Origin of the sequence: Promicromonospora iranensis (assembly GCF_028994775.1) — a bacterium.
GTDB lineage: Bacteria > Actinomycetota > Actinomycetes > Actinomycetales > Cellulomonadaceae > Promicromonospora > Promicromonospora iranensis_A.
The window spans coordinates 1-22,839 of sequence record NZ_JAJQMN010000003.1; the positions used below are offsets into that span (position 1 = coordinate 1).

The 22,839-nt window shown below is 71.8% G+C and carries 21 protein-coding genes and 1 pseudogene; 8 read left to right on the plus strand and 14 right to left on the minus strand.

Going from position 1 to position 22,839, the window contains the following annotated elements; translation table 11 throughout:
* Positions 1-921, plus strand: a pseudogene (locus tag LUU90_RS05435) (hypothetical protein); the annotation flags it as partial.
* A 37-nt stretch (positions 922-958) separates the two neighbouring features.
* Here the strand turns inward: LUU90_RS05435 and LUU90_RS05440 are convergent.
* Both LUU90_RS05440 and LUU90_RS05445 read right to left on the minus strand, forming a co-directional pair.
* Positions 959-1,120, minus strand: a complete 162-nt coding sequence (locus LUU90_RS05440) for a hypothetical protein (RefSeq protein WP_275002311.1) — start codon at positions 1,118-1,120, stop codon at positions 959-961.
* A gap of 211 nt (positions 1,121-1,331) precedes the next feature.
* A complete protein-coding gene (locus LUU90_RS05445) occupies positions 1,332-2,084 on the minus strand; it encodes an SDR family NAD(P)-dependent oxidoreductase (protein ID WP_275002312.1) in 753 nt (250 codons plus the stop codon).
* A gap of 129 nt (positions 2,085-2,213) precedes the next feature.
* Between LUU90_RS05445 and LUU90_RS05450 the strand changes: the two genes are divergently transcribed.
* Positions 2,214-2,648 carry an Rrf2 family transcriptional regulator gene (locus LUU90_RS05450; RefSeq protein ID WP_275002313.1) on the plus strand — a complete coding sequence of 145 codons (435 nt, stop codon included), beginning with the start codon at positions 2,214-2,216 and terminating at the stop codon, positions 2,646-2,648.
* A 69-nt stretch (positions 2,649-2,717) separates the two neighbouring features.
* On the opposite strand, the gene LUU90_RS05455 is transcribed toward LUU90_RS05450, so the two are convergent.
* From LUU90_RS05455 to LUU90_RS05470, 4 genes are read right to left on the minus strand one after another with little or no spacing between them, the layout of a single operon-like run.
* Complete coding sequence (locus LUU90_RS05455) at positions 2,718-3,353, minus strand: response regulator transcription factor (protein ID WP_275002314.1); 636 nt, start codon at positions 3,351-3,353, stop codon at positions 2,718-2,720.
* On the minus strand, positions 3,338-4,630 hold the full coding sequence (locus LUU90_RS05460; protein ID WP_275002749.1) for a sensor histidine kinase: 1,293 nt from the start codon (positions 4,628-4,630) through the stop codon (positions 3,338-3,340). The genes LUU90_RS05455 and LUU90_RS05460 overlap by 16 nt, the downstream gene beginning before the upstream one ends.
* Positions 4,631-4,676: 46 nt before the next feature.
* Positions 4,677-7,214, minus strand: coding sequence for an FtsX-like permease family protein (locus LUU90_RS05465; protein ID WP_275002316.1), 2,538 nt, complete (start codon positions 7,212-7,214; stop codon positions 4,677-4,679).
* Positions 7,211-8,002, minus strand: a complete 792-nt coding sequence (locus tag LUU90_RS05470) for an ABC transporter ATP-binding protein (protein ID WP_275002317.1) — start codon at positions 8,000-8,002, stop codon at positions 7,211-7,213. Before LUU90_RS05470 ends, LUU90_RS05465 begins: the two co-directional genes overlap by 4 nt.
* A 139-nt stretch (positions 8,003-8,141) precedes the next feature.
* Here LUU90_RS05470 and LUU90_RS05475 point away from each other — a divergent pair, with 139 nt between their 5' ends.
* The 4 genes from LUU90_RS05475 (at position 8,142) to LUU90_RS05490 (ending at position 12,127) form a co-directional block, all read left to right on the plus strand.
* On the plus strand, positions 8,142-9,056 hold the full coding sequence (locus LUU90_RS05475) for a DUF2797 domain-containing protein (protein ID WP_275002318.1): 915 nt from the start codon (positions 8,142-8,144) through the stop codon (positions 9,054-9,056).
* A 45-nt stretch (positions 9,057-9,101) separates the two neighbouring features.
* Positions 9,102-9,593 carry a hypothetical protein gene (locus LUU90_RS05480; RefSeq protein ID WP_275002319.1) on the plus strand — a complete coding sequence of 164 codons (492 nt, stop codon included), beginning with the start codon at positions 9,102-9,104 and terminating at the stop codon, positions 9,591-9,593.
* A gap of 163 nt (positions 9,594-9,756) precedes the next feature.
* On the plus strand, positions 9,757-10,221 hold the full coding sequence (locus LUU90_RS05485; RefSeq protein ID WP_275002320.1) for a hypothetical protein: 465 nt from the start codon (positions 9,757-9,759) through the stop codon (positions 10,219-10,221).
* 346 nt (positions 10,222-10,567) lie between these two features.
* The gene (locus LUU90_RS05490) at positions 10,568-12,127 is read left to right on the plus strand and encodes a M15 family metallopeptidase (protein WP_275002321.1); all 1,560 of its coding nucleotides are present in this window, start codon (positions 10,568-10,570) and stop codon (positions 12,125-12,127) included.
* Between the two features lie 97 nt (positions 12,128-12,224).
* Here the strand turns inward: LUU90_RS05490 and LUU90_RS05495 are convergent, their stop codons facing one another.
* Complete coding sequence (locus LUU90_RS05495) at positions 12,225-14,264, minus strand: anthranilate synthase family protein (RefSeq protein WP_275002322.1); 2,040 nt, start codon at positions 14,262-14,264, stop codon at positions 12,225-12,227.
* Positions 14,265-14,654: 390 nt separating this feature from the next.
* Here LUU90_RS05495 and LUU90_RS05500 point away from each other — a divergent pair, with 390 nt between their 5' ends.
* Positions 14,655-15,938 carry an inorganic phosphate transporter gene (locus LUU90_RS05500; protein WP_275002323.1) on the plus strand — a complete coding sequence of 428 codons (1,284 nt, stop codon included), beginning with the start codon at positions 14,655-14,657 and terminating at the stop codon, positions 15,936-15,938.
* Complete coding sequence (locus LUU90_RS05505) at positions 15,935-16,237, plus strand: hypothetical protein (RefSeq protein WP_275002324.1); 303 nt, start codon at positions 15,935-15,937, stop codon at positions 16,235-16,237. The genes LUU90_RS05500 and LUU90_RS05505 overlap by 4 nt, the downstream gene beginning before the upstream one ends.
* Positions 16,238-16,670: 433 nt before the next feature.
* Here the strand turns inward: LUU90_RS05505 and LUU90_RS05510 are convergent, their stop codons facing one another.
* The 7 genes from LUU90_RS05510 to LUU90_RS05540 all read right to left on the minus strand — a co-directional run bounded on the left by LUU90_RS05510 (position 16,671) and on the right by LUU90_RS05540 (position 22,839).
* On the minus strand, positions 16,671-17,132 hold the full coding sequence (locus tag LUU90_RS05510; RefSeq protein WP_275002325.1) for a DUF1801 domain-containing protein: 462 nt from the start codon (positions 17,130-17,132) through the stop codon (positions 16,671-16,673).
* 387 nt (positions 17,133-17,519) lie between these two features.
* Entirely contained in the window at positions 17,520-18,077 is a 558-nt protein-coding gene (locus LUU90_RS05515) for a CGNR zinc finger domain-containing protein (RefSeq protein WP_275002326.1), read from the minus strand.
* Positions 18,078-18,092: 15 nt separating this feature from the next.
* Positions 18,093-18,977, minus strand: coding sequence for an alpha/beta fold hydrolase (locus tag LUU90_RS05520; protein ID WP_275002327.1), 885 nt, complete (start codon positions 18,975-18,977; stop codon positions 18,093-18,095).
* Between the two features lie 139 nt (positions 18,978-19,116).
* Positions 19,117-19,764, minus strand: coding sequence for a DUF1775 domain-containing protein (locus LUU90_RS05525; RefSeq protein ID WP_275002328.1), 648 nt, complete (start codon positions 19,762-19,764; stop codon positions 19,117-19,119).
* On the minus strand, positions 19,761-21,467 hold the full coding sequence (locus tag LUU90_RS05530; protein WP_275002329.1) for a FixH family protein: 1,707 nt from the start codon (positions 21,465-21,467) through the stop codon (positions 19,761-19,763). Before LUU90_RS05530 ends, LUU90_RS05525 begins: the two co-directional genes overlap by 4 nt.
* Positions 21,468-21,474: 7 nt before the next feature.
* Positions 21,475-22,200, minus strand: a complete 726-nt coding sequence (locus LUU90_RS05535; protein ID WP_275002330.1) for a YcnI family protein — start codon at positions 22,198-22,200, stop codon at positions 21,475-21,477.
* A gap of 93 nt (positions 22,201-22,293) precedes the next feature.
* Positions 22,294-22,839, minus strand: a complete 546-nt coding sequence (locus tag LUU90_RS05540) for a hypothetical protein (RefSeq protein ID WP_275002331.1) — start codon at positions 22,837-22,839, stop codon at positions 22,294-22,296.

Below are 22,839 nucleotides of genomic sequence, written 5' to 3' on the forward strand. Positions count from 1 at the left end.
CTGGAAGTCCACATGGACGGCTGCGCCGAATGCACCCGGGCATTCATCGACGTGCGCGAGGTGTCCTGGATGCTGCGCGACCTCGGCCAACACCTCATCGCCGGAGGCTGGGCCACCGGGGCGACCGGCACCGCCGTCCTCGGCGCAGGAGCCGCCGTCACCGGCGCACGCCCGCGGTCTTTCGGCAAGGAGACCGCCGTCGCCGCCGGAGTGCTCGTCGTCCTGGCCGTCGGTGCCGGCGCGGCCGTGCTGATCGGCCACCAGGACGACCAGCCGCCGATCCAAGCGATCGAAGAAGCCGGCGCCGCCGAGCCGCCCAGCCGGCCCGGCCCGCTGGAATCACCCGCGCCGGAGCGGCCGCCGTCGATCCCGCCCGCGGATCCGAAGCCGCGCCCTGCCACCAGACCCGAGAAAGCTCCGGCTCCGGTGGTGGAGCCGGTGGCCCAGCAGGAGGTGACCGACCCCGCACCGGCACCCGAGCCGGAACCGGAGCCCGCGGACGCCCCGCCGCCGTCCGCCTCGGAGCGGGAGCCTGCCGCGGACCGCCCCGCCCCGCGGGCGCCCGCCGACACCCCGGCCGCGCCGGCCCCGGCTCCCGAGCCCGAGCCGAAACCCGACCCGAAACCTGACCCGGAGCCCGCGCCTCCGCCCAAGCCCACGCCGCCGCCCGCGGTCGACTCCGGCGGGCCGCCCGGCAACCCGGACAACCCCCACGGGAAGGGCCCGACGAAGGACAACGACCAAGGCCCCGGCAACGGGAACGGCAACGGCAACGGCAACGGCAACGGCAACGGGAACGGGAACGGACCAGGCAGCGACAACGGCAAGGGCAACGGAAGGGACGCAGCGCAGATCACGGCGAGCAGTCCGCGAGCGGGTACGCAGCCTCCGGCCTCCCCGGCGTGCCCGGTGCCCTCCTGAGCGGCGCCCTGCTCAAGCGGCTGCGCCGCCGAAACCGCTAGGCAGCGGGTCCGCCCGGGACGACCGGCGCGTGCGGTGAGGCCCGGTCCAGCCCCGCGAGCGCGTCACCCAGCGCCGCGACACCGCCGTCCACGTCCGTCAGGTGCGTCACCACGTCGCCGAGCCCGTCCGGGTCGGCACGGTTCAGGTGGGGCGCCAACGCCCGGGCCGGTATCCGCCGGCTGCTTCGGCGTTCAGGGCTCCTCGCCGCGACCCCGGCCGGAAGGTGTGTTGCTGCGAGTAGACACTGTCGACCCTCAGCAACACATCCCGCGGAGGAGGGAAGCCACGGGCACCCCACCATCTGGCGGGACGACGGCGCGCGCCCCGAAGGCGTGTTGTCCTTCGGGGCGCGCGGCAGAGGTTTCGGTTCAGGCGTTGTAGCCGCCATGGGCATCCAGCACCGCGCCCGTGACGTACGAGGCGGCAGGGCTCGCCAGGAACGCGATCGCGGCGGCGATCTCCCGCGGATGGCCCTTGCGCTGGAGCGACAGGTTGCTGAGCAGCGCCTTGAGGGTCTCGGGGTCGGACTCCATCCCGCCCTCCATCATTCCGGCTTCCACCACGTTGGCCGTGATGCCCCTCGGCCCGAGGTCGCGTGCGACGCCCATGGTGTATCTCTCGACCCCCGCCTTGGTCGCCGCGTAGTCGGCGATACCGGGGACGCCGACCCGGGTACCCAGTCCCGAGCTGATCGTGATGATGCGACCGTCGGTGCGCAGTACCCGGGCGGCGGCCCGGATGACCGCGATCACGCCGAGGTAGTTGGTGGCGTGCATGCGGTCCAGCGCGGCAATGGCGTCGGCGTCCAGATCGTCCACCGTGCGGCCCGCCACACCGATCGCCGCGTTGTTGACGAGGATGTCGAGGCCGCCGAAGGACGTGACCACCTCGTCGATCAGCGCCGGTGCCCCGCTCGCATCCGCCTGGTCGGACCGGAAGGCCGCGACCTTGGCCCCCGTGCCGCGCACCTCGTCCACGACCTCCGACGCCCGCTTCTCGGAGCTGACGTACGTGAAGGCGACGTCGGCACCCTGCTCGGCCAGCAGTCGTACGGTCGCGGCTCCCAGCCCGCGCGACCCCCCGGTGACCAGGGCGACCTTGCCCGTAAGTGGCTTGCTCATGCTTCTCCCTCGTGTGGTTGACCCTGCCTGGCTGTCGCAACATTAATGGTTACGACAGAGCAAATGCAACCTTCCCTGTTACGACCAAACTGTCGTAACATGGAGCGTTGCGACCAGGAGGAGGAGTCCGTGAGCGCCAACAGCAGGCTGACCATCGCCGCGCACGCGCTGGCCTGGATCGGCCACTACCAGCGCCTGGGCCACGAGGTCGCCACCTCCGAGCAGATCGCGTCCAGCGCGAACACCAACCCGGTGGTGATCCGACGGCTGCTCGGCGACCTGCGCAGGGCCGGCCTCGTCGAGTCCCGGCGAGGCGCGGGTGCGGGCTGGTCGCTGGCACGCGAGCTCGAGTCGATCACCCTGCTCGAGGTGTACGAGGCGGTGGAAACCGGACCGCTGTTCGCGATGCACCGCGCCGCTCCGGACCAGGGCTGCGTGGTGGGTCACGGCATCCAGCCGGCGATGCAGGGCATCTACGACGGCATCGAGGGCACCCTGAGGCGGGAGCTGTCCGGCGTCACGCTCGAGAACGTGCTCCGCGACGTGCTCGCGGTGCCTCGCTAGCGTCCCCCTCGCTAGCCGCACCGTCGCACCCACGGGCTACGCCCGCGAGGGACGGCGTCCCGGCACCGACTATCGCCGCAGATAGGTGAGAACTGCCTGCACCCGCTTGTGGGTCGTGTCGTCGGCACTGAGGTGCAGCTTGGCGAAGATGCGGTTGATGTGCTTGGCGACCGCCGCCTCGGTGATGACGAGGGCATCGGCGATCGCGGTGTTCGTCCGGCCCTCGGCCATGAGGGCGAGCACCTCGGTCTCGCGGGGCGTCAGCGCCTCCAGCCCGGTCCGACGTCGCAGCAGCTGGCGCACGACCAGCGGATCGATCACCTCACCGCCGTCCGCGATGGTGTCGAGCGTGCGGAGGAACTCGTCGACGTCGCCGACACGGTCCTTGAGCAGGTAGCCGATGCCGCCGGCGTCCGTGGCGAACAGGTCGGCGGCCGCCCGGCCCGACACGATCTGCGACAGCACGAGGATGCGTTCGGACGGGTTCACCGCCCGCAGCGCCCGCGCCGCCTGCAGGCCCTCGTCGGTGTGCGACGGCGGCATGCGCACGTCGACGATCGTGAGGTCGGGGCGGTGCGCGGTGACCGCCTCCACGAGAGCTCGCCCGTCACCGACGGCGGCGACGACCTCGTGGCCCGCGGTCGCGAGGAGCCGCGCCAGCCCCTCCCTGAGGAGCACCGCGTCCTCCGCTATGACGATACGCACGGTACCTCCAGGGTGATGCGGGTCGGGCCCCCGGCGGGGCTGGAGATGTGAACGTGCCCGCCCAGGGTCTCGATCCGGTCGACGACGCCGACGAGGCCGGTGCCGACGAGGTCGGCGCCGCCGCGCCCGTCGTCCTGCACGGTGACGAGCACCCGGCGGTCCGGCGTCCGGTGCGCGCGGAGGTGGACGGTCTCCGCCTGAGCGTGCTTGGCGACGTTGGTGAAGAGCTCGTTCGCCGCGAAGTACAGGCCGACCTCGACGTCGCTCGGCAGATCGACCGGGAGGTCGATGTGCGCGGTCACGTCCAGTCCGGCCGCCTCGGCACGTGCGACGAGATCGTCGAGCGCATCGCCGAGGTCGTGCTCCCGCAGCGCCGCGGGGTAGATGCCGTGCACGATGTCCCGCAGCTCGTCGATGGCCCGCTGCGCATCGGCGCGGGCCTGATCGATGAGCGGCGTGACGTCGCTCCCGCGGTCGTACTGGTAGCGCAAGGTGCCGAGCGTCATGACGAGGGCGGTCAGCTGCTGCTGGGCACCATCGTGCAGGTCACGTTCGATCCGCCGCCGTTCGTCGTCGAAGGCGGTGGTCAGTCGTGCTCGCGAGCGCGTGAGGTCGTCGAGCCGCTGGGCGATGTCGGCGGCCGGTTCGCCGACCAGCAGGCGTGCGAGATAGCGCTGCCCCTCGGCGACGAGCGTGACGAGGTAGAGCCCGAGCGCCAGGACCAGGAGTCCCAGCGCGGCAGGTCCGAGGTGGGCGAGGGCGCCGCCGTCGGCCGTCGACGTCGGTAGGTCCGGCACCGCGGTGACCGCGGCGGGGTCGACGCCGAGAGCGAGGAGCACGAACGACGCGGCGCTGCCGGCCAGGAGCAGGGCAGGAACGAGCAGCACGACGCAGACGACCGCGAAGCTCAGGAACGACAGCGGGATCAGGAGCACCCCGTGCAGCAGCTCGGTCCAGGTCGCCCGTTCTCCGGCACGCGACCGGATCCAGGCCGGCAGCCCCGGCGAGGGGTCGTGACGATGGGGGTTCGCGACAGGCCGACGGTCCACCCAGCGCAGGCGCCACCGTTCGACACGGCCGAGCGGCACACCCGACAGCACCAGGAGCGGCCAGCACGTCAGCGCCCACGTCGCGGCCACGGCCGGCGTGGCGGCGACGTAGGCGAGCGACCGCCAGGGCCAGGACGTCGCCAGGAGCCGCAGCGGATGGCGACGCAACGCCATCAGCGGCGTCGTCACCGTGGCGTGCGCCGGGGAGTCGCTCGTCGGTGCCGGCATCCTCACGCTGCCCATCTTCGCGTGTCATCCGGGATGAGGGCGGGCATCACCGTGCGCCGGTCCCTGCGAGCGCATCGGCGGTCATCGCGGCTCCGACGGGTGCGAGGGTGCCGACCAGGGCAGCCAGATAGGCACAGCCGACGATCACCAGGTAGGTCGGCCCCACGAAGGGCAGCCAGATGGTACCGGTGAGCAGGTGTCCGTAGCCCGTCATCGTGGCCGCCGCGACGACGGTCCCGGCGATGACGGCGGTCGTGGCGATCACCAGCCACTCGACCAGCAACGATCCGGTGATCTGACGCCGGCGCGCGCCTGCGAGCCGGAGCAGTGCGAACTCACGTCTGCGCGACATCGTCGAGCCGACGAGCACGTTGATCGCGGAGACGCCGGCGTAGCCGCCGAGGATGACGACGACCATGAGGGTGATCCAGTTGTCGCCCGAGGCCTGCGCCGCGACCTCGGCAAGATGCTGTTCGCGGTCCATGGCCCGTGCGCCCGGGGCCTCGGTCGCGAGAGCGGCGTTGATCACCGGCAGTGCGTCGCTCGTCCCGGTACCGGGCTCCAGGGCGACGTACACCGCGGAGGCGAACGGTTCCAGCACGCGTGGGGTCAGCGCGGACAGCGGCAGCAGCGTGTCGCTGACGCCCATGGGATCGACGTAGGTGGTACTGACGACGGCGCTGCCCGGCGTCCCGTCCGGGTACAGGAAGCTCGCGGTGTCGCCGATGTCCCAGCCCTTCTCGTCCGCGACGATCTGGGACACGGCGATGCTCCCCTCCGTGAACCGCGCCCAGCTCCCGCCGGTGACCTCGAGGTCGAGAACACGATCGAGCCGGGCCGGGTCGACGCCCGTCACGGTCCCGTTCGAGCGCATCGTCGGCGGGTCGTCGAAGATCAGCCGCGAGGTGAGGCTGCCGGAAGCAGCCGCCACGCCCGGTACGTCGTCGAGCGCCTCGACGGCGCTGAGGGGCACGCCGAGCTGGACGCCGCCCGCCACGACGACGTCAGCGGTCACCTGGTCGGCGTACACGTGCGACCGGGCCTGGTAGTTCGCGCTGTCCTGGAAGAGCAGCACCGAGCTGACCGCGACCAGCAAGGTCAGCGGTACGGAGACGCCCGCGGCCCGGCGCAGGTCGGAGCGGATCGACCGTTCCGCCACGAACCCACCGAACCAGCGGCGCAGCAGCATGCCGACAGGTGCCAGGACGCCACGCAGCAGGGTCGGCCCGAGGAGGACGGCGGCACCGATCAGGAGGGCGAACACCGCGATGACGAGCAGTAGCGCGACCGTGCCGCCCAGGGTCGTCACCGGACCGCCCAGGACGAGGACGCCGGCGAGGCAGGCCGCGGCAGCACCCAGCAGCAGCGCGCCGAAGCGCGCTCTGCCGCGCCGCGGTCCGACCTCGGGGAGGTCGGACTCGCGCAGCGCCTCCAGCGGTGCGATGCGTGTGGCGCGGCGGGCGGGAAGCCACGCGGCCGCGAGCGCAGCCAGCACCGCGGCGCCGACGCCGGCCAGCAGCGAGAACGGCTCCACGGCCACGACGGCACCACGAGCCATGAGGCCCTGCGCCACGAAGAACTGCCGCGCCAGCTCCGCCAGGCCGATGCCGCCAGCCGCGCCGGCGCCACCGCCGCAGGCCCCGACGAGAAGTGCCTCCCAGGTGATCATGCGCCGGATCAGCCGTGGCCTCGTGCCGACCACCAGCAGCATCGCCAGCTCACGTCGCCGCTGCCCGATCGAGACGGTGAGCGTGCTGCAGGTGACGAACGCGGCGATGGTCAGGGCCAGGAACGCGGCGACCATCAGGAACTGGCTGGATCCTCCGGCGAGCTCGGCCTGGCGCAGATCGAGCTGCAGGCTGCCCGCGCGGTCCGCGCCGGTCAGGACCTGGAGGTCAGGAACGGCGTCCCGCAACTGTTCGGCACTGGTGAGGGAGACGAGCGCCGCGACCGGGGCGCCACCCAGATCCGCGGCCGTCTCGTCCGCGAAGAACACCGCGTGCTCGAACTGCTCCCCCGGACGGTCGACGAGGCCGCTCACCGTGAACTCTTCGGTACGGGAGGCGAGAACGACCGGGACGTCGTCGCCGACGCCGATCCCGGCCGCGGCGGCTGCTGACTCGTCCACCGCCACCTCATGTGGCCGGCTCGGCGCCCTTCCCCCGGCGAGGGAAGCCTCGTCGGCGACCGCCGTCGACCACGGGTGCCCCCACGAACGCGTGACGGCGTTGCCCACGACGGCGCCGTCAGACCCGACGAGGTACGCCGGGAACGGCGACTCCAGGGTGACCGCGGTGACTCCGGGCGCCTCCCGGATCTCGGCGATCTGCTGGGGGCTCAGCCGGGGCATCGAGGGCAGGTCCAGTGCGAGACCGCTGCGCAGCTGGACGCTCGGGAGGGGCTTGACCACGGCGTCGGCGCCGCCGAACCGCCAGCTCGTCACGCTCGCCGCCCCCTGCTGCTCCTGCGTACCCGCGACCAGCAGGGCCGCCGTCACGAGCGACGAGCCCACGGCGACCGAGAACAAGGCGGCGAGGACGGCGAGCTTGCGGGCCACCAGGCTGCGCCAGGCCAGAGCGATCACGCCTCTGACCTCCTGGTCGCCAGCCGTGCCAGGACGTCGTCGACCGCCGGGTCCAGCAGCTCCCCGTCCACCCGGCCGTCTCGCAGGAACACCACCCGGTCCGTGTGCGCGGCGGCCGCGGGATCGTGCGTCACCATCACGATGGTCTGGCCGAACCGCTCGGCGGCCAGCCGCAGGAAGCCCAGCACCTCGTTGCCGGCGTGGGAGTCGAGGTTGCCCGTGGGTTCGTCGGCGAGGACGACGGCGGGACGGTGCGCCAGAGCGCGGGCGATCGCCACCCGCTGCTGCTGGCCCCCGGACAGCTCGCTGGGCCGGTGGGCGAGTCGGTCACCGAGGCCGAGCACCTGGACCAGGTGCGCCATCCACTCCCGATCGATGCGGGGTCCACCGATGCGCTCGCTCAGGGTGATGTTCTCCTCGGCGGTCAGGATCGGGATCAGGTTGAACGCCTGGAAGACGAATCCCAGGCGGTCACGTCGCAACGTCGTCAGCTGCGCCTCGGAGAGGCCGGCAACGTCCGTCCCGGCGACGAGGACTGAGCCCGAGCTCGGACGTTCGAGACCTGCGAGGCAGTGCAGCAGCGTCGACTTGCCCGAGCCCGACGGCCCCATGATCGAGGTGAACCGCCCCGCTTCGAACGCGACGGAGACGCGGTCCAGCGCCGTGACCAGAGCGGGCTCGTGACCGAAAGTACGGGTGAGCTCGGCGGTTCGCACGGCCGGCGGCGCGCCGGCGCTCGGCGAGGCTCCGGACGAGGACACGGGGCTCGGTGGTGTGGGGAACGACATGCCCTCATCCCACGTCAGGGCGACCCGCCAGTCGATGGCGCAGGCCACCGTCCCGGAGGTAACGCTGGCGCTACCATCGACCGATCGAACGGTTCTGGACCAACCCGTGCAGGCGCGCTACGACCGCCGAGAGACACCGATGACCGACGTACGCACACCCGCCTGGCGCCCCACCGGACTCGTCTGGTCCCGGACCGGCGTCGCGCTGGAGTGGCTCTCGCCTGTCGGAGAGGTCCGGGCCAGCTCGCTCGATCTCGGTAGCCGGCTGTCGCTCCAGGTCGGCCCGGACCGGCTGTGCGTGGGACTGTGGTGGGACGGTCGCCATGTCCCGTGCGCCGCGTACGCCCGCATCGCCGCGGAGGCAAAGTCCGGCCAGTGCGGCTCGTGCGCGGCGATCGCCCGCTCCCGGTCCGTCGCGACCGACACCAGGCTCGACGACCCCCGCGAGTTCGCCGTCTACCTCGCCCACCACGGCAGCGTGGTCAAGGTCGGGATCACCGCGACCGAACGCGGACCGGCCAGGCTGCTGGAACAGGGGGCGTTGTCCTCCCTGTTCCTCTCGGCCGGAACCCTGTTGTCCGCACGACGCAGCGAGGCCCTGCTCACGACAGCACTCGGTCTGCCGCAGCAGGTCCGTACGGCTCGCAAGCGAGCCGCCCGCCTGGCGCCGGGTACGGCGTCGGCCCGCGCCGCGGCGCTTACGGACATCGCCACGCAGGCGGCGGGTCTCGACTGGCCACCCGGCCAGAGGCGGACCAGCGCCGAGCCCGTGGACCACACCCCGGTCTACGGGTTGCCCGACGGCGGCATCACCCCTGTCCTGGAGCTCGACCCGCTGCGGGCTGGAGCGGCGATCAGCGGCGACGTCGTCTGCCGGATCGGGCGCGACCTGTACCTGACCTCGCCGCACGGTCTCACGCTCTTCGATACCGGGCTGTTGCAGGGCTGGGCCCTGTCCCGAGCCGACGACGGCACGCCGCTCACCGCGCAGACCACAGCCGTTGCGCCACCTCGGACGCCAGCCCCGGAGACCGGGTGTGACGTTCTGTTCTGAAACGTACGGACAGCGGATTCGTCCCGCCTTTGACAGGATGGCTGCATGACCGCGCTTGAGGGCCTCCTCGACGACTACACGTTCAGGTCCGTGTCCGACACGGACCGGGACAAGAAGTTCGAGGAGCTGATGAAGGCGTTCCTGCGCACGGACGAGGAATGGGCTGCCACCTTCGATGCCGTGTGGTCCTGGGACGAGTGGCCCGGCCGCCAGGGTCCCGGCGACGAGATCGACCTCGTGGCCCGGGAACGCTCCACCGCGAACCTGGTGGCGGTGCGGTGCGCGTTCTACGATCCGAGCCAGCCGTTGTCGAAGCCGGACATCGCACCTTTTCTGTCCGCTTCGAACCGGCCTCCGTTCACGGCGCGGCTCGTGGTCGCCACCACCGACGCCTGGGACAAGGACATCGACGACGCGATCCAGCACGAGGAGAAGCCCGTGCGACGCGTCGGACTGACTCAGATGCTCGGCTCATCGGTCGACTGGACCCAGTTCGGGTCGAGGACCGTGGCAGTGGCCCGCCGCGCCCGCTCCTAGGCACCCAGCCCGGTCACCGCCACCCAGCAGTTCCGCCCAGGCGAAGCACCCCCCATATCGCTCCGCATACAGGGTGAATGACGACCAGAATCCCATGCTTTTGCATGGACATTTCTCTTGAATGCCCGCGAACCAACCGGGCAAGACTATGCGAAGGATCGATATGTCGCTCAGCACCGCCGTGTTCGTTCTCGACGAGATCGAGACGTCGATCTGCCGGCACTACGGCGAGCTCACCGAGCACCCCGGGTACACCCGCACGTCGGGGGCTGACGGTGAGTACCTGGCGGTCGTCGACCACCCCGCGCTGCCGGGAGCACTGGAGAGCACCATGTTCCGCGTCTGCCGCGGGGCTGCCGTCGACCTCGCCGACACGTGGGCGTTCTTCGACGACCTCGCCCCCGCCGCCGCGTTCTCACGCGCCGGCCGGATGTCGAACCTGAGGCCGTCGTGGGACCTGTTCGAGGCCGCCGAGGTCCGTGCTCCCTGCCCCGAGCACCACCGCGAAGAGGTAGCACTCCTGCTGGGTCGCCAGGTCTATGAACGATCCGAGATCCACGCCCACGCCGCGCGGTTCGCGGGGGCAGCCGCAGCGCGAGCCCATGTTGCCGGCTGGTCGGAGAGCTGACGCGACGACCCGCGGGACCTGGAACCCGGTAGCACAGCGCACGTCGGCCCGGCACGAGCATCTCGTGCCGGGCCGACGCGCGTCGGCACGCCCTCGTCCCTGTGCCGCGTGCGCCGGCATCACCAAGTTTCACCGCGTGCGTCTATCCAACTCGTGATACTCCTTTTAGCGGCCCCGAAGGATCCTTTAACCGCCGCAGAGAAATTCAAGCGATACGCACGACGAATGAACGCACCAACCGAGGGAGCGACGTGTGAAGGATGAGGCGAAAAAGTTCGCTATGCCCGTATCCGGACAGGTTTCTCGAAGATTGTTCCGCACAGGATGGGCGAGCATTGTCGCTACGGTGACGGCAGGCGCACTGCTGTTCACCGCCTCGGCGAACGACCCGTCCCGGCCTCTGCCCGACGGCGATGGAGAGCTCTCCGCCGAGCGCCACGTCCCGTTCAGGGCCGAGCCGGTGGACCAGGCCCGCACCGTCCCCGCGGACGTGAGCCTGGATCAGATCGAGGCGGTCCTGGAGCGTGCCGAGAACCTGGCGCGGAGGCAGGGCCCGGACTTCAGCCCGACGGTGGCGCAGGCCGCGGCCGAGCTCGGGATGCTTTACACCACCTACCAGGTGCAGCGGCGGGCGTCCGGCGAGCAGGCTGCGCGGCAGGAGGTCGTGTCGGCCGTGCCCGTGTCCGCCGTGCGCGCCGCGGCGGGCAAGCAGGTCCCGGCGGACGGGCCCGACGCGGCGGATGCGGAGATCGGCCGCGTCACCTACGACCAGGTGGTGGTCGCGGCGGTGCGCCTGGCGAGCATGCTGGACCAGACGATGCCCGGTTCCTCTGTCGACGTGCAGCGCACGGACGAGTTCCGGGACTCACCCGTGCTCGGTCCGGCCGGCCTCCGGCAGCGGGCGGGCTCCTCACTGCGCTCGAACCTGCTCGACATCGTCTCGGTGTTCGGCACGTCGACCCTGGGCTACGCCAACGGCCGGATCCCGGCAGCGGTGCTCTGTCCGCTGAGGTTCGCGCCTGGGCACATGCTGCGTTGTGACGCCGCGGAACGGCTGACGGCACTGAGCAAGAGGTTCGAGCGGGAGTTCGGGTACCCGATCCCGATCACGGACTCCTACCGGTCCTACGTGGAGCAGATCGCCGTGGCCGCCGCGAAGCCGCACCTGGCCGCCGTACCGGGCACGTCCAACCACGGCTGGGGCCTGGCGGTGGATCTCAGCGACCCCATCTCCGGTGGTACGTCCCGGGAGTACGCGTGGCTCCGGGTGCACGGCCCGGACCACGGCTGGGACAACCCGTCGTGGGCGCGGCCGGGCGGAACGAAGCCCGAGCCGTGGCACTTCGAGTTCTTCGCGGCGGGTTCGATCCCGGACCGGGCCGTCGACCCGTCCGACGTCGGCGGGTGGGGCGCGGACGCGCCGTCCAGCTCCGCCGAGTCCTCCGATCCACATTCCATACCGGCGCTTGACCCCAGCCCGGGCAAGGACTCGACGGCCAGCCGGCCGCGCCCGCCGGCCACACCGGACGAACCGAGCGTCAGCCCGCCGTCGCAGAAGCCGGCCAAGCCTGGCGCGAAGCCGAAGCCGGCCCCCAGCGAGCCGAAGCCGAAACCCACCCCGAAGCCCACCCCGAGCGACCCGGCGCCGAAGCCGACGACTCCCCCGGCCACGCCGTCGCCCACGCCGACCCCGTCACCTTCGGAGCCCGGACAGGAGCCACCGGCCTCCCCCTCACCCACGCCAGTTCCTACTCCGTCGGAGCCCAGCGAGGAGCCGTCGGTCGCGCCGTCCGCCCCGCCGACGGAGGCCTCACCCAGCCCGGACCCGGCACCGAGTTCCGTCCCGAGTTCGGTCGCGGCGTCCTCCGCCCCGCTGCCGGACCCGGCCACGAACACGGACGGCTGACCCTCGGTGCGCTTCGAGGATGCGGTTCGGCACGGTCCCTGGTGCGGGCCCGTGCCGGACCGCATCCTCGCAGTGGACCGGACGCGCGGCCCGGCGGTCAGCGCACCAGCGACGGCTCCGCCGGGACGCCCAGGACGTGCCGGGTGAGGCCGTCCAGGACGGTGAGCCCGTCGGCCGAGAGGACCGATTCCAGGTGGCCCTGGACCGAGGCCACACCAGGACCGCGCAGGGCGGTGAGCACGCCGTCCGTGTCGACGGACGGCTCCAGGGCGAGGCGGGCCACCGGGTTGTCGGCGGCGGCAGCCACGGTGGTGGTGAGGTGCGCACCGAAGGTGTTGTAGTAGCCGATGGCGGCGGGGGTGCCGAACACGTCGGCTTCGAGCCGCACGCCCTGGCGCGGCGCGGGCAGCGCACGAATCGGGAAGCCGGCGAGGCCGGCGAGCACCTGGTGGCTGAGGCAGACCGCGAGCAGCGGCTTGCGCGCGGCGACCCGCTCGTGGATCCGCCGCGTGATCGAGGCGATGCGCGGGTCCTCGTCGTCGCGCGGGTCACCCGGTCCGGGTCCGAGCACGAGGAGATCGTCCGTGAGCACGTCGTCGACGGCGTCCCATCGCACCATGCGGGTGTTCAGCCCGAGGTGGCGCAGCTGGTGGGCGAGCATCGTCGTGAACTGGTCCTCGTGGTCGACGATCAGGACGTTCCGGCCGCTCAGCGCCGTGGTCGTCACGGCGGGGGCGGCATCCTGGGGGCGCACCCAGAACTCCGCGAGCTGACGGTTGCGGGCGGTCAGCGCCTCGGCGACGCCGGGCTGCGCGTTCAGGTCGACGGCGACGTCGGGCCCGGCACCACGCGGCGCGAGTCCGATCGAGGTGAGCACGCCGGACGCCTTCGCCCGGGTCTCCGCGACCTCGTGCTCGGGTACGGAGTGGCGCACGAGGGTCGCTCCGGCTGGGACGGACACCCGGCCGCCGTCGTGCAGGTAGGCCGTGCGGATGAGGATCGGGGCGTCCAGCGAGTAGCCCGGGTAGCCGGCTGCACCGGGCTCGGCGGGACCGGACCCCACGGCGTCGGACGCTTCGGGCTCTGCGTCGTCGGTCGGCTCGGGCTCGAACAGGGCGAGGAATCCGGAGTAGTAGCCGCGCGGTCGGGTCTCGTGGCGGGTGATGACGGTGCAGGCGTTCTCCATCGGGGACCCGGTCACGGTGGGTGCGAACATCGTCAGGCGCAGCGCCTCGCGCGGGTCGAGGGTCGTCCGGCCTTCCAGCAGGTACTCGGTGTGGCTGAGCCGGGCCATCTGCTTGAGATAGGGGCCGACGATGCGCCCGCCGTCCGGGCAGAGCGCGCTCATCATCTTCATCTCCTCGTCGACCACCATGAAAAGCTCCTCGTTCTCCTTGGTGTCGCGCAGGAACTCGAGGACGCCGTCGCGCGTGGGGCCCGTCGCGGGGTGACGGTACGTGCCGCTGATCGGGTTCATTCGGGCGACGCCGTCGTGCAGGGTCAGGTGCCGCTCGGGCGTGGCGCCTGCCAGGGACAGCGTCCCGGTGCCGGACGCCGGCGCGTGCACCGCGAAGGTCCAGTAGGAGCCGACCTCGTGCGTGAGGAGCGCGCGGAACCACGACGCCAGCGTGCGGACGGGCGGCGCGTCGGTACGCGCCTCGAAGCGCCGCGCCACGACGAAGTTGGCGCCGGCGCCCTGGCCGATCTCGTCGTCGATCACGCGGCGCACGATGCCCGCGTACTCGTCGTCGGGGATGTCGAAGCCGAGCGGTTCGGCGGCGACCGCCTCGGCCGGGAGGGCGGCGACGGCGTCGGCCACGGAGACCCGCTCCGACGCGCGGACGACCAGGCAGCGCAGGGGCGCGCCGTCGTCGTGCACGGTGAAGCCGCGCTCGCGCGCCTGGCGGAACGGAACGATCGCGAGCACCGACGCGCCGTCGAGCGGGATGTCGCCCAGGAGGTCGACGTCGACCACGTCGCCGACCAGCACCTCGACCTCCGTGCCACCCTCGCGGCGCAGGAGCGCGAACGGGAGGGTGCCGTCGGAGGCGAGTACCCGGTCGAGAAGGGGATGGCTCACGGCGGAAGGACTTCCGGAGCTGACGGCGGAGGGGGTGGAGCCAGGGATGCGGGACATGCGTGGCCTCTCGGTTCGGGGTGCCCGCCCGGACCGACCGCCTCGTGGGAACACGAAACGACCGCCTCGGGGCGAGGCGGTCGTGGACGTGTGAGTGGATGCGTCGCGAGCCCGCCTAGTCGGCGGGCCACCAGTCCTGGGAGATCAGGTGCGACGTCATGGCCGGAACGGTAGCCGGGCACGGTGCGGGCTGTCCACAGGTAGCCACGCGGACGGCGCATCGCGGGTGTATCGCCAGCTGCCTCGAGCATGTGCGGCGCAAATTGTTCATGCCTCCTGCTCCGACGAGGAGGATGCAACATGAACAGAAGGTGAACACTCAGCGAACAGTGCCCTGACCGAGGCCTGAATCACAGCATCGGACCCTGTTCGTCTCCGATCATCAACGCCGTGACCGAAACGCTCCTCCTCGCGCTCGTCGTCGTGACCGCGCTCGCCTTCGACTTCACGAACGGCTTCCACGACACGGGAAACGCGATGGCCACCTCCATCGCCACGCGAGCCCTCAAGCCCCGGACCGCCGTCGCGCTGTCCGCAGTCCTCAACCTGGTGGGTGCGTTCCTCTCGCTCGCCGTCGCCGCGACGATCGCCAAGGGCATCGTCGATGCCGGGGTCGTCACGCTCCCCGTGGTGCTCGCCGGGCTCGTCGGCGGCATCGTCTGGAACCTGCTCACCTGGCTCTTCGGCATACCCTCCAGCTCGTCGCACGCCCTGGTCGGCGGGATGGTCGGCGCCGTGCTCGCCGCCGTCGGCACGTCGGGCGTGCTGTGGGCCGGCGTCGTGTCCAAGGTCCTGGTCCCGGCTCTCCTCGCCCCGCTCATCGCGATCGCCGTCGCCGGCCTGGGCACGTGGTGCGTCGCGAAGCTGACCCGCGGCGTGTCCCAGGAGGTGACCAGCCGGGGCTTCCGCTGGGGCCAGATCGGCTCCGCGTCGCTCGTCTCCCTGGCGCACGGCACGAACGACGCGCAGAAGTCGATGGGCATCATCCTGCTCGCGCTCATCGCGGGCGGAGCCGTCCCGGCCGACTCGGACGTCCCCCTCTGGGTGATCTTCAGCTGCGCCATCGCCATGGCGATCGGCACCTACCTGGGCGGCTGGCGGGTCATCCGCACGCTCGGCAAGGGACTCGTGGAGATCGACACCCGCCAGGGCATGGCCGCCGAGACCTCCTCGGCCGCCGTCATCCTGCTGTCCAGCCACTTCGGCTTCTCGCTCTCGACGACCCACGTCGCCACCGGCTCGGTGCTCGGCTCGGGCGTCGGCATGCCGGGGGCGAAGGTGCGCTGGAGCGTCGCAGGACGCATGTTCGTCGCCTGGGGCCTCACCCTGCCGGCCGCGGGCCTCGTCGGCGCCGTGTGCCACTGGCTCGAGTCCGCCATCGGCGGCACCGCCGGCACGCTCGCCGTCTTCACGGTGCTCGTGGCCTCCTCCGCGGCCATCTGGGTCGCGTCCCGGCGCAAGCCGGTCGACCACACCAACGTCAACGAGAAGTGGGACGAGGACAAGGGCGCGGGCATCGAGCCCGTCGCCGCCACGACCGGTGAGGCCGGCGGCGAGCGGATCGCCCCGGTGCCCGCCGTCGCGACGGCGTCCTCCGTGGGTCCCGCCATCGAGTCCGTGCAGACGGTCGGCACGGTGGATACCGACACCTCGTCGAAGGGAGGCACGCGATGAGCGACCTCATCGAGTGGAGCGCACTGGGCCAGGTCCTCGTGGCGGGCGTCCTCGTCGGCGCCGGCATCCCCGCGCTGTTCGCGCTCGCGCTGCGTCTGTGGGCAGGCACCACCCCGGACGGCGAGGGCGCCGCCGCCTCGACGGACCAGGCGCCGCACGACACCGCCGGGCGAGCCCCCGGTGCGGCGACGATCGCGCGGCCCACCCCCGTGCGGCTCGCCGGCGCGATCCTGTGCATGGCGGTCGTCGTCGGGGCGATCGTGACGGGCCTGGTCTTCCTGGTGTCGGGCGGGCACTGACCAGGCAGTCGCGCTCACGACGCCGAGCCGCCGCGGGCCAGAACCCGCTTCACCTCAGTGGCTCGGGTCGAGGGTGGTCGCCCACAGCAACCGACCGGACTGGTCGCGCAGGTCGACGCGCAGCTGCCCGGTCGCGCCGTCGACGTTGACCTCGCCGAAGTGCTGGAACCCCTCCAGCGGCGAGGTGTTGGCGCGGGGCGGCGCGCTGACGAACGCCTGGCGCGGCCCGAACGTCGGGTCGAGCGTGTTCGGGCCGAAGGCGCCGGCGTTCAGCGGGCCGGCGACGAACTCCCAGAACGGGTCGAAGCCCTCGAACGCGGACCGCTCCGGCGCGTAGTGGATGGCGGCGGACTAGTGCACGTCCGCGGTGAGCCAGACGGTGTTGCGCACCCGACGGCGGCTGATCTGCTGCAGCACCCACGCCAGCTCCGCCTCAGCCCTGGACCGCCTGCCGGACGAGCTCGCCCAGGCGATCCCAGGCGGGTTCGGTCAGATCTGCCAGCGCGTACGCCGTCGGCCAGAGGCCGTCCGCCGAGTCGAGCTCCGCCTGGACGCTGAACCCGAACGTCGAGTAGCGCTCCTTGTCCATCTGCCCGCTGCGGAAGAAGCAGACCACCTTGCCCCCGCGGGCGTAGCCGGGCTGCCCGTAGTACAGCTTCGGCGCGAGTTCCGGCGCCACCGTCGTCACGATCGCGTGGACGCGCTCGGCCATCTCCCGGTCCCCATCGGGCATCTCGGCGATCTTCGCCAGCACGTCCGCCTCGTCGGCCGCGGCCTTCTCGGCTCCTCGAGCACGCTTGGCCTCGGTCTTCAGTTCCGCCGCACGCGACTTCATCGCCGCACGCTCCTCGGCGGAGAATCCGTCCTTCTTCTGGGTCGCAGAGGTGTCAGTCATCGGCTCTTCCCCTCGTGTGTTCGCCGGAGCGTTCGCTGGAGTGCTCGGCGCCTTTCGCTCCACACTAGGTTTCCCCCAGCTGCGCGGCTTCTCGATTCCTGACCGCCTCGACTCCTTGGCGACCCGGCAGGGTGCCCGACGGCGCGACGTGCGCGAGCGCGGACCATGAGTGCGGACGGGAGGCGCCGGGGAGTGTGTATGCGATCGAGGTCGGTTGCCGAGAGTAGACAACGTCCACTCAGAGCAGCTGACCCCGATGACATACACCTTCCGCGCGCACTGGCGGTCGCCTACTGACGGCCGCGGCGGCCGCAGCGCGGGCACTGGCAGGGCCCTCCGCCGCCGCTACGGTCTGCACACCAGGAGCCCGTTGACCGAGCCGGCGGTTTACCTGCCTGCGCGCAGGGCGCGATAGCGCGCGACCTTGTGTTCGTTGCCGCAGGTCTTCATGCTGCACCACCGTCGGCGCCGGGCTCGCGACGTGTCGACGAAGAACCAGCCGCACCCGTCGCACGCTCTCACGGCGGGAACCGGCGGGTTGAGCAGCAGCTGGAGCGCGGCGAGGGCCAGCGCGGCGACGGCGCCCGAGGGTGCCGCGGCGGTGACCACTCCGTTCTGGTCGAGCGAGACATCGTCGCTGCCTCGCTGCGCGCTCCTGAGGATGTGGGCGAGCGCCTTCGGTGCCACGGCCCGTCCCTCTCGGTGTGCGTCGAACGCTTGCCAGAGCGACGCGCGAAGGTCGAGGGCCGCAGCGAGCGAAGCGTCGTCGACCGCACCTGCCGAGTCCGGGACGAGGGCCACCTGATCGAGCCAGGCGCGGAATGTCGTGGTGCTGTCGAGGAGCTCTGCGCCGAGCTCGGGGAACCGGCGATAGACGGTGTTACAGAAGTCGAGTGCGACGTGCCCGCCCACGAGGTGGTCGTCGGTCCAGGTCGTAGCGCTCACGAGGCGCGCTCGCTCTCAGGCATCGACGGACTCACGCACGTCGTGCACGAACGTGTTCACCGCCGCTGCGATCTCGGCGCCGTGGGACTCCGTGAGGAAGTGTCCGCCGTCGTAGACGTGCACTTCCAGCCTGTCGAGAACGGCGTTGAACGCCAGCACCTCAGCGATGTCGAAGAAGATGTCGTGTCGCCCCCACAGCACCAGGCAGGGTGGCTGGTTCTTCCGGTGATACTCGGCAATGGCAGGGAAGCGCTGGATGTGGCTCCGATAGTCGCAGAACAGCTGGAAGTGCGCGTCGAGATGCTGCGAGAGCCGTTCCCAGTCGAGGTGCCACGACTCTCGCGGGTACAGCGGAACCAGCCGATCGGGGACGCCGCCGAGGTACGTGTCCCGGGTGCCCTCGAAGTTCAACCACTCAGGCAGCGCGGCACGGTTCTCCGGCGAAGGATCATCCAGGAACCGGCGGGTCGTGTCCCATGCCTCGCCGAGTCCCGCTTCGTGCACGTTGCCGTTCTGGACGACGATCCCCAGCACACGGTCCGGGTGTCGCGTCGCGAGGTAGTAGCCCACCGGCGTGCTGAAGTCGGTGACGTACAGGACGTATCGCTCGAGCCCGATATCGGCGACGAACTCCTCGACGATCTCGGCCAGATGCTCGAACGTGTACTCGAACTCGTCCGGCTCCGGGGCATCGGAGAACCCGAACCCCGGCATGTCAGGTGCGACGACGTAATGGTCCGCACCCAGCACAGGCACGATCTCCCGGAACGAGAACGACGAGCTCGGGGACCCGTGCAGCAGCACGACCCCCGTGGAAGACCGCCTCCCGGCCTCTCGGTAGTGGATCGTGAACCCGCCGACGGACCGGTCGAGGTGTCGGGTCTTCGCGATGTGCTGCATGGCGGCTCCTCCCGTGTAACCGATGAAACGCGGTACTCCAGTTACACCCAGACTGCTCCGGATGGAGGTTCACCGCAAGGCGGCGCTCGCGTCGAGCGCCGCCTTGCGGTATCCCGTCGCCGACACCGGAAACGCTGATCTAGGTGGCGGAGTCGGTGCGGCGGTGGTGGCGGCGTGCCGCGCGACCTCCGGTCGCACCGGCGATCACGGACAGCACGGCAGCCCCCGCGACCAACCAGCCGGTCGGCACCGACGGGCTGCCCGCGGGCGCCACCGGCGCGGCCGGCATGGTGGGCGTCTCGGCGAGCGAGGCGGCGGTCGCGACGAACGTCGGGGCCGGGTGGTCACCCGACGGGTCGATGTCCGTCCATCGGTAGGAGCCGCCGCCGGCGCACCGCTGCTCGGTCGGGAAGGCGAAGGACTGGCCCACGGTGCCGGTCACCCGCACGTCGAGCGTGTACTCGGCACGGTCGCCGTCGGGCACCGCCTTGCCCGTCCAGAGCACCGATCCGGGTTCGAGCTCGGCGGTCCAGCCGTCGGGCGCGCCCGCTGCGAGTGCTTCCACGCCGTCGGGCATCGACACCTCCAGGGTGTCGGTCGGCTCGCCCTCGCACCCGTGGTCGAAGGTGAAGGTGAGGGTAGCGGTGCCATCGCCGTTGGGCTCGACGGTCTCGATCAGCACGTGCGCGGCGGCGGGGGCGGCGGGTACCAGACAGAGGAGTGCGACGGCGACGCCAGTGGCCAGGCGGCGTCCGATGTCCGGGATCGATCGGCCGGTCCGAGTCACGATGTCACCTCGATGGGGATGTCGACGATGGGGTTCTCGTACTTGGAGCTGCGGACGCTGATCGTGACCGTCCAGCTACCCGGCATGGTGAGGTCGAGCGTGGCCTCGTAGGTACCGGGACCGGTCTCGGTCAGGGGGCGGGTGAACGGCCCGATGGCAGGTTCGGCAAGCGTGGTCGACAGCTCGGGCGTCTCGAGTGGTTCCAGGGGCGCACCGGCCGAGTCCGTGAGCGTGATCTCCAGCGAGTTGACGCCGACCCTGCCAGGGGTGATCCGCGCCCGGAGCGAACCGGTCCCCGCCTCCTCCGTGACGTCGACGCCCTGCGGTTCCGCTTCCTCGGCGACGGCGGGGTCCGTGGCGACGGGACTGTTCGAGACCAGCACACCGGTCGCGCCCAGGACGAGCCCGAGGAGGGCCACCTCGGCCATGACGGTCCGGCCGAGACGGCGCCGGGCGACAGCGGCGGGCGCCGTGAGGCCGCTGCCAGGACCGCCGCTGGTAACCGTGGGCACGAGGCGGTACCTGTTCCAGGCGGCGATCGCGACGACGCAGAGCGCCAGCCCGACCTTGACCAGCAGAGTTCGGCCGTAGTCCGTGCCCAGCAGGGCCTCCACGGTGCCCAGGGTGCGCCAACCGAGGGTTACCCCGGTCAGGGCGAGCGCCAGCACGAGCCACGCCCCGAGCGTCGAGAACCGCGCGACAGTGGTCCCGGCACGGCGTGGGTCCAGACCGGCCGAGGGTGCCAGCACGAGGGCAAGCCCGGTCACGCCGCCGAGCCACACCGCGCCGGCCGCCACGTGCAGCGCGTCGGCGCTGAGGACGAGCCACGCCGGGCCGAAGGTCCGGGTGTGCCCGACCAGGAGCAGGGCGCCCAACGCGAGCGTCGACGCGCCGAGTGCCAGACCTGCCGGCCAGGCGGCACGTGTCTCACGACCGGCACGCGGTGCGCTCAGCGTCGCCAGGACGAGCCCGGTCAGCCCGAGCGCGCCGGCGACGGCGGTGTCGGACAAGATCCCGGCCGTCCATGTCGCGCCCTCGGCCACGGCAGCCAGGCTGCCGCCCGCCTGCCAGGCGGTGGTCAGCGGTGCAGCCGCGACGAGCGCGACGGCGGCGGCGACCAGCCCACCGATCCGCACCCGTTGGATCCTGCGCCGGAGCACCGGGGCGGATCCGGGTGACACGTGCAGCACGAGCAGCTCGAAGACGACCAGCCCGACCACGAGGAAGGTTCCCAGGTAGGCGACGGTCTGGTCGATCGCGCGCGCCGCGACGAGGCCGGCGCTCGGCTCCGCGACCTGCGCGTCGATGCTCGTGCTGCTGGGTGCGCCCACGGAGAACGAGAACGCGCCCGCGACCGGGTGGCTGTCGAGGGAGATGACCCGCCAGGTCACCACGTACGTACCGTCGGTGAGCAGGGCGTCAGGGGTGACGACCAGGGTGTCGTCGACCGCGACGGCGGCGGCGTCGACCGGCGAGCCGTCGGCGGTCAGCAGGGTGGTACCGCCGTCGACCGCCTGGACCGGCTCGTTGAAGGTGATCGTCACCTTGTCCGGAGGGGCGTCAAGGACGGCGCCGTCCTGGGGGTCGGTGCCGACGAGCACGGCGTGCGCCGCGGCAGGGCCGCCCGTGAGAAGCACGAGCAGCCCTGCCGCGGCACCGACGAGGACCGCCACCGCCCGGCGCCAGGATCTGGACCGGGGCATCACGGCGTCAGTTCTGCGGGCGGGAACGGAGGAACGCCAGCAGGCCGAGCGCGAGGCCCCCCGCGCCGAGCACCAGCGCGATCCAGCTCACGGCAGACGTGCCGCTGCCGGTGTCCGAGGTGGTCGTCGCGCCGCCGTCGGCGGCCGCGGCCTGTTCGGTGTCGGCTGCCTCGTCCTCGGCAGGCGCATCACCCTCGGCCTCGGCGGCCGTGAGCACGATGGACGGCGCCGGGTACTCGAGCTCGTCGGCGCTCTGCCCCTCCGCGGGCAGCTGCACCCAGCCGGTCTCACCCTCCTCGCACTCCTGGACAGCCGGGAAGGCCAGCGTCTCGCCCTCGGCCTCCGGCAGCTTGAGCGAGAGCTCGAACGCGTCACGCAGGCCGTCGGGCAGCGGCTCCTTGGCCGTGTAGACGACCTCGGCCACCCGTTCCGTGTACTCGCCGCCGTGACCGTCCTCGACCGGCTCGGGGAGGTCCTCCATGACCTTCTCGACGTCCCACCCAGGGTTCACGCTGGGCGTCACCGCGATGATCTGCTCCGGCATCTGGATGGACACCTTGGTGGTCGAGGATCCCTCGCACCCGTGCGGGACACCCATGGTCAGCAGGGTGTAGGCGCCTGCGGCGGTCGTGCTGGGGGTCACCGTGACGTGCGCCGAGGCGCTCGTGGCGCCCGCGACGACAAGACCGGCCGCGAGCGTGGTCGCGCCAAGGGCGCGCGAAAGCTTTCGCATGGTTGATGCCTTTCAGAGAGGAACGTCCGTGGGGTTCGTGATGCTGTGCGCACCACGAGACCGAGCGTCCGTGGAGACGGCGCTCGGGTGGGGTCAGACCCGCACGGGCGGTCCGCGTCCTCTCAGGGCTTCGGGCACACGCTCACCGTGGCCGGCGATCAGACGACCGATGACGAGCTTGGAAGGCAGAGTGATGGTGGCCGGAGCCGGCGGGAGGTGGCGCGCGGTCAGCCACGCCCACAGGCGCCAGAGCAGGCTCTCGCCGTGCCGCAGGACGAGCGCCACGACGAACGTCGCCACGACGTGCGCCCCGATCATCAGCGGATCCGCCACCGCGCCCGGATGATGGTGCTCCCCCGGCGTCCCGGGCACGACGGAGAGCAGTGCACACTGCTCGAAGACGACGTGCAGCACGACCTGCCCGGCCCCGAGCAGACCGATCAGGCGCGGCACCGAGACCTCACGCCGGGTGGCGGGCCGGACCGCCACCGCTGTCAGGGCCGCGAGGACGACCAGCGGCACGGCCCCGGGGCGGGCACCCCCGGCGAGACCGTGCGCGACGAGGGACAGGCCGACCACCACAGCGGCGAGCAGCAGCGCCCGGACGCCATGGAGAACTCCTGTTCCCGGCGAAGTCAC